Source organism: Marinobacter azerbaijanicus (genome assembly GCF_030250645.1).
Taxonomy (GTDB): Bacteria; Pseudomonadota; Gammaproteobacteria; order Pseudomonadales; family Oleiphilaceae; genus Marinobacter; species Marinobacter azerbaijanicus.
In genome coordinates, this window is record NZ_JASSVS010000006.1 from 1 (window position 1) to 12534 (window position 12534).

General features: G+C 48.5%; 11 protein-coding genes. All 11 read right to left on the bottom strand.

From position 1 onward, the window contains the following. Nucleotides 1-198: 198 nt before the first annotated feature. The gene (wecA, locus tag QPM17_RS12615; RefSeq protein WP_285391129.1) at nucleotides 199-1260 is read right to left on the bottom strand and encodes a UDP-N-acetylglucosamine--undecaprenyl-phosphate N-acetylglucosaminephosphotransferase; all 1062 of its coding nucleotides are present in this window, start codon (nucleotides 1258-1260) and stop codon (nucleotides 199-201) included. Nucleotides 1261-1540: 280 nt separating this feature from the next. Next, nucleotides 1541-2653: a glycosyltransferase family 4 protein gene (locus QPM17_RS12620; RefSeq protein ID WP_285391130.1), complete on the bottom strand. Its 1113-nt coding sequence runs from the start codon at nucleotides 2651-2653 to the stop codon at nucleotides 1541-1543. Between the two features lie 9 nt (nucleotides 2654-2662). Beyond that, on the bottom strand, nucleotides 2663-3868 hold the full coding sequence (locus QPM17_RS12625) for a hypothetical protein (protein WP_285391131.1): 1206 nt from the start codon (nucleotides 3866-3868) through the stop codon (nucleotides 2663-2665). A gap of 48 nt (nucleotides 3869-3916) precedes the next feature. Continuing rightward, nucleotides 3917-4990, bottom strand: a complete 1074-nt coding sequence (locus QPM17_RS12630) for a glycosyltransferase family 4 protein (protein ID WP_285391132.1) — start codon at nucleotides 4988-4990, stop codon at nucleotides 3917-3919. After that, entirely contained in the window at nucleotides 4987-6324 is a 1338-nt protein-coding gene (locus QPM17_RS12635; protein ID WP_285391133.1) for a glycosyltransferase, read from the bottom strand. The genes QPM17_RS12630 and QPM17_RS12635 overlap by 4 nt, the downstream gene beginning before the upstream one ends. 58 nt (nucleotides 6325-6382) lie before the next feature. After that, nucleotides 6383-7453, bottom strand: coding sequence for a glycosyltransferase (locus QPM17_RS12640; protein WP_285391134.1), 1071 nt, complete (start codon nucleotides 7451-7453; stop codon nucleotides 6383-6385). Further along, nucleotides 7450-8298 (bottom strand): glycosyltransferase family 2 protein, encoded by an 849-nt coding sequence (locus QPM17_RS12645; protein WP_285391135.1) that lies wholly within the window; start codon nucleotides 8296-8298, stop codon nucleotides 7450-7452. The genes QPM17_RS12640 and QPM17_RS12645 overlap by 4 nt, the downstream gene beginning before the upstream one ends. Nucleotides 8299-8436: 138 nt before the next feature. Continuing rightward, nucleotides 8437-9906 (bottom strand): MOP flippase family protein, encoded by a 1470-nt coding sequence (locus QPM17_RS12650; protein WP_285391136.1) that lies wholly within the window; start codon nucleotides 9904-9906, stop codon nucleotides 8437-8439. After that, nucleotides 9907-10746, bottom strand: coding sequence for a sulfotransferase (locus QPM17_RS12655; protein WP_285391137.1), 840 nt, complete (start codon nucleotides 10744-10746; stop codon nucleotides 9907-9909). 87 nt (nucleotides 10747-10833) lie between these two features. After that, a complete protein-coding gene (rffA, locus tag QPM17_RS12660; protein ID WP_285391138.1) occupies nucleotides 10834-11973 on the bottom strand; it encodes a dTDP-4-amino-4,6-dideoxygalactose transaminase in 1140 nt (379 codons plus the stop codon). After that, nucleotides 11970-12533 carry an acyltransferase gene (locus QPM17_RS12665; protein ID WP_285391139.1) on the bottom strand — a complete coding sequence of 188 codons (564 nt, stop codon included), beginning with the start codon at nucleotides 12531-12533 and terminating at the stop codon, nucleotides 11970-11972. The genes rffA and QPM17_RS12665 overlap by 4 nt, the downstream gene beginning before the upstream one ends. Nucleotide 12534: the final 1 nt, after the last annotated feature.

Below are 12534 nucleotides of genomic sequence, written 5' to 3' on the forward strand. Positions count from 1 at the left end.
TGTCCACTAGAAAATAAGTGGACACTATCCTGACGGCAGCAGCGCCAGGCTCAAGATGGGATTACCGGCCGCTTACGTTATTCAGTTACCACGAGTTATATATTGCAGCTTCTTTATAGACACGCACGCCAAAAACCCGACGAAGGCTAAGTCCGCCGGGGTCTCGGAAAGGAAGGGATACAAATCAAGACGAGGAATTTATTCCAAAAGTTTTCTCTTGCGAAACAAAACCAACAAACGCCAGGCATGACTCAACACCCAGTCATACGCTGCAAACGCCACGACAAACAGTGTGAACATTAGCCACTCCGGCATCTGGAAATATTCTCCCAGCAAACCAACGCCTGCAAATACCAGCGACACCACAGTGATCACAACCAACGCTTGGCGGTCAGTAAACCCGGCACGCATAAAGATATGATGCAGATGCTCCCTGTCAGGCATCATCACCGACTGACCCTTACGGGCACGGCGCACCATAATCGCCACCATATCCATCAGCGGAATCGCGATGATCCACAAAGCCGTCACCGGCCGCAGTGCCTGGGTTTCAGGCTGCGTACCTTTCACCAGCAACCACACAATGGAGAACCCGATAAACATGGAGCCGGCATCACCCATGAATATCCGCCTCCTGAAAGGCGGCATCCGTAGGTTTGCTGCAAGGTAAGGCAACAGAGCAGCCGCAATCGAAAATGCCAGCGCCAACTCGAGACTGTTGCCAGGCGCCGACAGAAAAAGAAGCGATAGTGAGAGAAGTGTTACCAGGCTCATGCTGCCCGCCAGGCCATCAATACCGTCGATCATATTGAAAGCATTAGTCGCACCAATGACCGCCGCAATGGTGACAAGCGGCCCTAACCAGCCAAGCTCAATAACGCCCAGGCCAAGCAGATCACCAAAGTGAACTAAAGAAATGCCAGATCCATAGGTTAAGAGCGCCCCCAGTGCTATCTGGGCCCATAGCCTGAACCGGGCAGGCACATCCCGAGCGTCGTCCACAGCACCCAGCACAACCAGCAACAGGGATGCCAGCAGGTATATCCCAAAGCCTCCACCCAACGGCATCGAAATAATCCAGGCCGCAAATAACCCGATAAAGGCGCTCAAACCTCCTGTCAGCGGCACTGCACCAGCATGCACCTTTCGGTGGTCTGGCAAATCCAGCAGGCGCACCCTTACTGCTACGGGCTTTAGGACCAGCAAAGAAAAAAATGCAATAAGACCAGAGTAAAGGCCCAAAAAGCCTGCGGATTCCATGTGCTTCCTTGTATCGAGTAGAGAGGCCTAAAATTAGCAGCAAGATTACATTAAAAACGCATTATGTGACCATCCGCACATACACGTTTAACGTTTTATGACAGTCGACCTTCCGGATTTATCAACGCCCAGCCAAACACCAAACATTTTCCTTGATGGCCCGGCTACTCCCATCAAGAGCAATTGTTCAGAGAAAGAGATTGCGCCACAGAGGCCGGGGCAGCACAACGAGGCATAGAAGGGCACAAATACAACCTATTACTCACCTGAAACACCCTCATCAAGTTTCCCTCGAGAGGCAGTTCAGATACGCTTGAACCACCAAATCCTCGCTGAACCTTTCTTCCATGTGCTTCCGAGCCGCATCCCCTGCCCTCTGCAGCTCAGATGCACCCATCTCCACCACCCGGCGCATCTGCTCGGCCAGAGACTCCACATTGCGAACCTCGCACAACCACCCAGTCACTTCCGGCTCAATGGCATGCCGGCAACCCGGCACATCTGTCACAATCGCAGGACGGCCCATGGCAGCGGCTTCAAGCACAGTGCGGGGCATGCCCTCGCGGTAAGAGGGCAAAACCAACACATGGCTTTCTCGAATAAAGGGCCGTACATCATCTGTCTCGCCCAGATACTCAAGGACGCCCTCGGCTTGCCATGCCTCAACCTCGTCAGCGGTGATGGCTGTGCGATTACTCACCCCCAGCTGGCCCAGCAGTAAACAGTGGGCATCCACACCTTGCTTCTTGAGCATGCTCGCGGCAGCGGCATATTCGCGCACGCCCTTGTCACCCAACAAACGGGCGATCATGAGAAAGGTCACTGGCGGCACCTCTGGCATTGGTGTGGCCTGGAAACGTTTCAAATCCACGCCAGAACCCGGCAAAAGGGTTACAGATGTTTCACCCAGCAAGCCAGAGTCATGAAAAACCGACAAGTCTTCCTCATTCTGGAAAAACAAATGCCTCGCCCGGCGATTCACCAAGCCGTACACCCGGCGAACCTGGCTGAACAACCAGGAGTCGTGGATAAACGCCGTGCCCAGGCCGGAAACATTGTTCGCGAAGGGAATACCCCGCAGCGCGCACACCAAGCCACCGTATATGTTCATCTTTACGGTAAAATTAAACACATATTCAGGCGCCAGCCTGCCCAGCGTGCGATGAATAAACACCAGGCTACGCAACTCCCGCAACGGCCCAACGCTTTTACCCTCCAGCGGCAACGCAATGTGCTGCGCCCCTAACTCGCTCACCAGGCGCGGACTGTAATCATCCAGCGGAGAAATACACACCACCCGGCACCCCTGCTGAACCAGAGCCGTGATGGTACTGCGGCGGAAATTGTACAAATACCAGGACGTATTAGAGGTAAGAACAACGGTAGAGGACAAATCAACCACTCAGGATAAGGAGGAATCACCACCCGAAGGCTCGCGCCTGCGGCCAACCCGCCAATGGGCTGGAGCGAAAGGTTTGAACAGAGACCGAACGTGGCAGTCTGCGCACACAAACAGTACGAAAATCACGATAAACGGATAGCGATAACGGGCTGCGGTACCGTAATTAAAGACCACCAAACCATAAATTGATAAGGCAAAGGCCATAAACAGCAGCCAGAAAATCAGCTTCTTCGGTACTCGACGCCAGGCGGCCCGAACGATGAATACCAGCAAGCCAAATACCACTATATTTTCTGCTGACTGGATAAGCTGCAAGAATCCCGCCGCCTCCCAAGGGAAGGGTTTCAGCAGGAAATATACCCCACTGGTAAGGCCCTCTGCTACAAACTCACCAGGGCCTTCGATCAGCTCAAGCTGATCTCTATCGCCGCCATCTTCCGCATACATTGCAGATCGAAGTAAGTTAATTAATGGCAACGCCATGGGCGAAACTACCACCAAGGCAGCCAAGCCCACAATCATAGTTAAAATGCCACGCCCGACTGAAACTCCTTTATGGCGAATACCGAACAACAAATAAATCAGCAGGATGGGTGCAAGAATAAAAAAGTTCTGGAACTTGATCGCGTATAAGGGCATGAACACCGCTAACATGGGCAACCACCGCCCTTCCCGAGCGAATTGCACGGCCATCACCATAAACACAAAAATGAAAGTGTCGCGCAGCGAAAGGCCCGTATACAGCGCCATACTGGGGTACAGAAGAAAAAACCACATAGAAACGGGCGTAAATACCCGCTTCTGATAGAGCCAGAAAAATAAAGCAGTCCAAAGCAGTGTGTTAAAAAAACCCAGACTAATAGGCGATACCGCCAGGGGCATGGGCATTAAAACAAACAACGCTGCAGCCTGCTCAACGTTTCCACCGTTAACCCAAGCCTCCAGCAACGACAACTCCCCAGCTCGAATGGCATTGAACTGCCGCCAATATCGAAACTGATCCCCCAGGTAACTCGTAGAAAAAAGAAACTCATTCAAGAAAAAAGGTACAAGGCAATGTAACAGCAACAACAGCTGTACAGCGGGCCGAATACGAAAAGCCTTGCAGCCAAGCAAAACGAATAGCAAACAGATAAAAAAATTGGGCAGGTCGTAAAACCGCATGCCTAGAAAGCCGGATGACATTACCCAGTTCAGATCTGTCACGCACCAACCTTCCACTTAGCGAGTTCGGATAAACGGCTGCCAATCAACTTAAATCGCACCCGGAGCTCTCAAAATCTGAACCAACCTCGGAATCTGCGCCTGCATTGAATATGTCTCATGCACTGCAGCCCTCCCTGCAATGCCCGACGCGCGCCGGCGCTTTTCGCATTGCAAAAGGGCCAAGAGCGCCTCCTTCCACTCATCCGGAGTACTGGCCAAGTACCCAGCCCCTGATTCGGTAACGATGCCGACATTAACGCCAACCGGCGACGCAACGACTGGCACACCACTGGCCATGTACTGAATAAGCTTGTAACCGCACTTTCCCTTTTCCCAAGGGCCGTCCACCAACGGCATGATGCCAACATCCATTCTGGCAATATTCGCGGCTTCGGTGTCTTCTCTCCAGGGAACGACCTCAACCGAAATTCCAGATAATTGGTTAACTACATCATCTGTTGCACCGACCAACACCAAACGGGCACCCATCCTATCGCAAACCGCTTTAAGCGCATCCTTTATATCTACAACATAACGCTGTGTAGAAGGGGAACCAATCCAGCCGATAACATAATGCCCACTGCCGGTGTCAACTGAATGCTCATACCGAGTATGGTCAACAACAGTAGGAATAATCTCTACCCGCCTAGCCTTGGCCTGGCGAGCCCGAATGGCCAGATACTCGTTTCCCGCAATGACACAGGTAGCATTAGCCATAACCACGTCAATCTTCCGGCCCAACAGCTTTCGGATCAGGCCACTGCCAGCAAGGTCATAGTTGTGGAAGATGGCATCATCGTAATCAACGACATATTTTACACCCAAAACCGCCAACAACCTTTCGAATACTGCAGGAAAATAAGGGAAGATCTCTTTTTCAACCCAAACCAACTCATACCGAAACACGGTGATCAAAGCTAGGAATCGCTTTAAATATAAAACCAAGGAGCGCACTTTCGAACGACGCCCTTCCGCGTAAAGCCCCTTTAGATATTCATCATCAAACAAACTGCTAACGGTGACCTCTAGGCCCTCATCAACCAAAGCAGGAAGGTATTGCAAGGAGCGCAACCGACTGCTCGCGCCCATGCGAGGGTATTTTGATAAAAGTAAAACTTTCACGCGACGGTGCCCTCCGCTAGTCCCTCTGAGTGACCAACGGCTGCATTCAGGGCTCTCCGATAAGAATCCACGCTTGCCTGCAATGAGTACTGTGTCATTCCAAGCTTTCTGGCGCGAGCGCGAAATCCTTCACGATCACCCAAGACTTTTTCAACAAACCAAGCGGCAGCTTTTTCCAAAGCTTCACTATCGGGATCTTGCACCAAATATCCGACATCCTCAGTGATACCTGCAGTGTTGCCAATTCCTCTCGTCGCAACGACCGGCAGACCACACAAGAGGTATTCCCCTAGCTTAATAGGCGAAACACCCTGCATAGAAAAGGACATTCTACGCAACCCTAGACCGAGATCCGAGATTGCGAGAAAAGAAGCCACGTCAGCAGGTTCAACAGTTCTGACGATAACGTTCTCCTTCAACTCAGCATAGTGATGTATTTCAGCGACAGCGATTTCCGGAGAGCCTGTGAGAAGCAAGAGACGAGCGTCGGATCGATAAGCGAGGACATTCCTGAATAATGCCAACATCTCAGGTAAACAATACTGCTGCCCAAGAGAACCAGCATACACAATCAGGGGAGCTTTCGGGTCAACGCCCAGCTCTAGTCGGGTGCGGGCTATATCATTAGACTCCCGTAGCGAAAATTGATCTGAATCTCGCCCATTAGTTACGCAAAAAAATTTACCTGCCAAAGTCCCGGCACCTGCTCGTGCTTGGAGAATTTCTGCAGCCTTCTCCGTACGGGTTAACACAACCTTTGATTTGCGAACCCCTAGGGATTCAATATCTCGTAGAACACGGTAGGTGACGCCTGTGGACGACGAACCACCAAAGTCCACGCGTTCGTCAATCGGCAAGCCATCTGCATCAAAGACCAAAGGTAGCGAAACATGCCGCAACGCACGCAAAGAGGAAAGAAGCGGTAACGTACTCCGCGGCATTAGGATATCAATATCCCAATCCTTAATCGCTTTGCGTATGTCTCTATGCCCCTTAAACGCAGTAAGAAACGATCCCGCCGACACTGGCTTTCTCCAAACTTTAACAGAACGATACGGAATGCCTGCGGCTTCACAAGCAGCCATATTTTGTCGCACGCACTCCCTGTCACCCCAAGTAAACTGGAGAACATGGAAAGCCCACCCATAACGTTCAAGCAAACAGAATATTGGAAGAAACAGACCCTGCAAATAAGAAACCTGTGGACCATCCCAAGTTACAAACAGAACTCTCTTCATAGAACTTTTTCTCAGCCGGAGTAATTCGCTTTGTTCCTCTTGTCCAAAATCAACTGCCTCCAAAGAATGAAAAGCCCGAATTTTGCCATTATTCACACCTTGAAAACTAAGATAATTCTAGATTGAGCCAAGAACGTCGCCGGAGGTTGGGCACTTAACTAGTCGACAAGTAAATCTTGCGCAATGCATCCAAATAATCCTGAAAGGAAAACCCTGTTTGAATACTCTCTATCGAATATTTAGACATCATGAAATAAGTATCAGAGTCAAGTTTCAAAGCTAATTTAATAGATTTATAAACTTCCTCTGAATCATTACTTTTAACAAGCCAGCCATTAGCTTCCCCGCGAACCAAATCTTCAGCAGAGCCCACCTCAGTAGTTATTGAGGGAAGACCATAAGCTAGAGCTTCAAGTAATGAGTTGGAGGCTCCCTCGCTTACTGAGTTAAGAATAAAAAAGTCGGAGCTCTGGTAAAAATCTTCCACATTATTCTTGAAACCATGAAGTTCAACGAAACCTATCAAGCCTAACTGACCAACAAGCTCACTAAGGTATGATTCTTGAGAACCAGAGCCGACAACATCATACTTAAAACAAAAACCTTCCTCGCGTAAACGAGCAAAAGCATAAAGTACCTTATCGATTCCCTTAACAGGTTCAAGCCTTGAAACAGAAAGGAACTTTTTTACTCCCTTTCCCTGCAGATTCTTCGCGCGCACACCTGGCGGTTCAATAAAATTATTCACAACCTTCAAACGGAATTTAGAATTCCGATAGAAAGCACGAAGGTAACGCGCAACATACCTGGACTCGACAACCACACAGCTTGACACCGAATAAAGCAAAGAAAAGACACTCTTTGCAACCCTGCTCTGGGCTGGGATTCCAATTTCCTCAACAACAATAGATTTAACACCCATCAACTTCGAGGCCACAACACCATGGAAGTTAGCCTCAGCACCAGCGCAATGCACAACATCGGGCTTCTCTGTCTTGAATAACTTACACAATCCGACAATTGCGGCTAAAGATGGTATTCTATGATCTATTCCAAGGCAGATCACGCGCCGACCTTTGGACTTTATTTTTCTCTCAGCTTCGCCACCTCTTCCTAGTGAAACATAAATAAACTCGACATCTTGTGAATCACGTCCGGCTATTTTAACCATTTTGCTTTCAATGCCGCCGTAATCAAGAAATGTAGAAAGCCTTATGACTTTCATCGTACAAACCAGCCTTTCGCAATCCCGAAATAAGCCCTACATAGCAAACTGAAGTAAAAAATCATGCCCACAACATTCCTCCTACTTGCAGAGAACTCTACCATCTTCAGTGCGTACTCTTTCAATACCTTGGGAGGAATTTCATTCTTCCATTTTTTACAAAACTTAAACAATCCATCAAAGTCAACTTTTCTCTTCTCACCCTTAATCCAATTTACAACCACAGATGGCTCGATACAGCAACCCAATTTCACACGCTTTGCGAGCGTCAGGAAGTAATCAAAATCTTGGTGCCGAGAAAGGCTATCGTCCCACCGAACGCTACCAACTATATCTTTCCTAACGACCAAACTGGACGTCTGAGCCCACCCTGAGTTTTTTCCAAGAATATAGGAAAACGGACAACTTATGTACCCTGAATCTAATGGTGTCGCAATACACTTTCGGCGGGTTTCGCCATCGTCGAGATAAAAAGAGCCATAAACCAAACCCAACTCTGGGTTGGCATCGAACAGTCTTAACGCATTCTGAATATGACTCTCTAAGTAGAAATCATCAGAATCTAAGAATGAAACGTAGGCACCTGAGGCTGCCTCATAACCAGCATTTCTAGCTACGTTAGCATTTTTTACATCGCCGAGATCAAGTATCAAAACCCTATCAGTTAGACCGTTATTTTTTATGTATCCCCTTACCAGGTCAACACTTTCTTTCTTACTATTATTAAAAACGACTAAAACATCTAAATTCTCATAGGTTTGAGAAAGCGCAGAGTCTATAGCACTTATAACTCCCCTAGGCCTGTCTTTCGTTGGAATTACAACACTAACCAGATTATTTATCATAGCTTCTTTTTTAAAGAACCGATTTGTTTTAGAAATTCACTTTAACTTGATAACTTTAAAAACAGTAGACTTCTGACGCTTGCCACAGTTCCCTTTCGGTACGACACCATGGGCCAGACCTTTATGGATAGTTTTCGATCATGACAATTCGGGCTTCGTATCCGACCGCCTTTTAGTGAACACGTTACGGCCAAACCCAAGTAAATTTTTTGCGTTAAAAACCATTGAAAACAGGAGATAAAAAATCGCCCCCAAAAGCACTAACACCAGTAACGTAACCACGTTTGATTGCCAATTGAACCAGTCGTAGGTGACGGCTACCACAGCACCCATTGCTCCCGCCGCCAAAGTCGGCTTGGCAATAGTTCCAAAATACTCTTTTGCACAGGGCCCAATCAGACGGCGTACCCAGTAGAAGTAAGCAACCACCAACAACACCAGTTGCGTTAACAAAAGAGCAAGTGCGACACTCTCGATATTACCTGCGAGACTGCTAAGTAAAACAACTGCTGGAATTATGAACAGTAAGCCGAGGTTCCAGTAGAATGACCAGTTCGCTTTCCCCAACCCCATAACCAGAGGACCATTCATATTGCCCAAAGAACGAACGAGTACATAACCACATAGAATACTGAGTACCGGGCTGAGATCAGCCCACTTCTCGCCCAAGACCACATCAACAAAGACCGGAGAAACTACAGCCAGCCCCACAAAGAGAGGGGTCGAAACCAAAAGTACATTTCCAATCATGGCAAGGTAGATACGCTTGACTTCATCTAGGTCGTCCTGACTCTTGGACACGGCAGGAAATGCCACCCGCGTGGCAACACTATTAATTTGCTGCATGGCTTGAAGGGTTATCTGGCTGCCGATACTGTATAAACCCAAGGCCGAGGCGCCCATTGTCTTGCCTATGATCAGCTGATCAGCACGTGAGTTGATCATGTTCATAGACATTGCGCCGGTTTGGTAAAGACCAAACGACAACATAGGCTTAACCGCCTTAAATGAAAGGCCAAAACCGCTGAACAGACTCTTTCGAAGGCCGTAAATAAACGCCAAGCCGCTTCGAGTTGCTGCTGCCAGCAACTGGCCGATCACGATTGACCAAATACCCCACCCCAGACTTACTAAAACGATTGCAGCAATCACATTTATCGTTGATGCAATCATCGAGATCATTGCCATCGCCTTGAAATGCAGCTCTTTCTGAAGAAGTGCGAATGTTTGTTGACCTAATGCGGCAATTAAGACCGATAGCCCCGCAACGGTAATGAGCTCCATCAACTGACTTTCTTCAAAAAAAGCCGCCACGAAAGGAGCCGAAAAATAGATTGCCAAGTAGGCACCCGCCGCAAGAATCCAGTTAACGGTGTAAAGCGTTGCCAGCTGCTCGCTCGTTGGATTCTTGTGATGGATGAGCGCCTGTGTGATGCCCATCTGAGAAAATAACCTGAAAATCTCGAGAGCAACCAGAACCAGTGCTACCGTCCCCATGACCTCCGGGCCAAGGACTCTGGCAACGAACAGAGCTGACAATAGCTGCAATATGCGAGAAATAATGGTTTCAAGTGCAACCCATTTAGTTCCGGAAACGAGCGCACTCATTTACAATTCATATCCTAGCTGACTCGCGCTACCAGCACAGATATCTCTAATAATTTCACAATTCCTTTCGCCAAAGAATTCACTAGGCGATATATCAAGATTTCCTTTTGGTTGGTGCTGAACATCAACAGAAGCGCTGATATCCTTTTGAACCTTCAGCCCTAGCTGGTGCGCTAAATTTTCGATTGCTAACTTCTTGTTCTGTGTAAATTCTTCATATCGAATTGATATGAAATCATCTTTGGCATCGAGATAAGTACGAGCCGCAGCATCCCAGCGGTGGGCCATGCCTTCGATATAGGTGCCCCGGGGTCGACCGAGCCAAGAACTGTCTAACGCCAATCGCCATACAGGCGTTTCTTGCAACTCCGACCAGTCGTCGTACTCGATATCATGGAGGTTTCCCGGAATTTTCAGGCGATTCAGAATGCTTCTGATGTTTTGATATGGGTTTCGCTGAATAAACACAAACTTTGCTTTTGGCATAAGGCCAACCATTTCGTCATAAAAATACGTTAGACTTGGCTCTTTGATAATTGTCCGGGAAAAGTCCTCCTTATATCTGTATGCGACTTCTCCGAAGTTTGTAACACCATACTTGACACAGAGTTGCCAGCCAACATCCTGAATTGCTCGTTGGAGGTCAAGCGTTACCGACTGCGCGGTTGCCTCTGCCAAAAGCGCCGCTATGGCGGTTGAACCGGTTTTTTGATTCCCAAGGACTACGATAGGCTCGGCAATTGCCAATCTACCAATAAAAGCTTCAATATCTCGAGCCTGCTTTTGTTGAAGCCACGAATTTCTTTTTCTATTAACTTTTCGAAGTAGATTAAAACCCATCAAGCAACCTTAAAAAACCAAGAATTATGGTGAGCCGAAAATAATAATCCAGAATTCATCTGGCTTATTCACAGCGGGGGACGCTGCTTACGAAATCAATACATAAAATTCATAAATAGCATCAACAACTTCTTTCTGGATTACCTCATCAATCCCAAACCACATAGGCAGCCGCACCAATCGCTCGCTTTCACTCGTGGTAAAGCAATCTTCACCGTGGAACCGGCCGAATGCTGCACCTGCTTTGGCAGAGTGCAAAGGTACATAATGAAATACCGCCAGAATATCCCGGCTCTTGAGGTGTTGTAGCAAAGCGGTGCGCTCGTCCAGCTCGGCGGTTTTCAGGTAAAACATGTGGGCATTGTGCAGGCAACTGTCTGGAATGGTTGAAAGTTCAATGCGTCCCTCTTCCGCAAGTGGCTGTAGGTGTTGCCAGTAATATTGCCAGGCGTTCAAGCGAGACTCATTGATTTCGGTTGCATGCTCCAACTGTGCCCACAGGTAAGCGGCTTGCAATTCACTTGGCAGGTAGCTACTGCCGATATCCACCCATTGGTATTTGTCTACCATGCCCCGGAAGAACTGGCTCCGGTTAGTGCCTTTCTCGCGAATAACCTCGGCGCGCTCGACAAAGCGTTCGTCGTTGATGATCAGCAGGCCACCTTCACCTCCGCTGGTGTAGTTCTTGGTTTCGTGGAAGCTGAACGCTCCAAGGTGGCCAACGGTTCCCAACGCACGCCCTTTGTAGCTGCTCATCATGGCTTGGGCTGCATCTTCAACCACATAGAGGTTGTGGAGCCCGGCAATATCCATAATGGTGTCCATCTCGCACGCAACGCCAGCGTAGTGCACCGGCACGATGGCTCGGGTGTTGGGGCTGATTGCCGCCTCGATAAGGTTTTCGTCGATGTTCATGGTATCGGGCCGGATATCAACGAACACAATCTTTGCACCACGGAGCACGAAGGCGTTTGATGTACTCACGAAGGTGTAGCTCGGCATGATTACCTCGTCGCCGGGCTGTATGTCGATCAAGATGGCGGCCAGCTCCAAGGCAGCAGTGCAGGAGGGAGTTAGCAATGTTTTTTTTGCTGGAAGGTTGGCTTCAAACCATTCCTGGCATTGTTTGCCAAAAGGGCCGTCGCCGGACAGCTTGTTACTTTCCAGTGCCTGTTTGATGTATTGCTCTTCAACACCTGTAACAGGAGGCTTATTAAACGGGATCATTCTTGCTGCTCTTTGAGAAATTGCGCTTCGAGTTCCAATAAATTCTGCTTGCGATCCTTGATTCTGCGAGCCGGATTTCCTGAATAAACGCCCCATGGCTGGGTACTTTTGTTCACAAGCGTCATGGCACCAACAGAGCATCCTTCGGCCAACTCTACACCGGGAAATACCATCGAACGTGCACCGATAATAACGTGCCTGCCAATTCGAACCTCAGCTTTACGCTCATTCTTGAATTTGTCACTGACAGTAGGGTTGGTTAGCGATCGACCTGAATAGTCATCCGATTGTGAAAATACTTGAACTCCGTATGCCAGTCCGGAAAAGTCATCCATGAAGACACCCTCCTCGCCCCCCGCGACCAAACAAAAAGGAGCAATATGCACATAGCTTCCGATAGCCACTCGGCCCGATATAACGCAAAAATCATCAATCCTTGAGAAATCACCTAGCTCAATCGCATCGGTATTATAAATGCTCGCCTTGTCGCTGACTTTTACGTTTTCACCCACAGCCTTGAACCCCATTGCCCTCAGCTGTTCTTTGGTCAGATAAGCCATT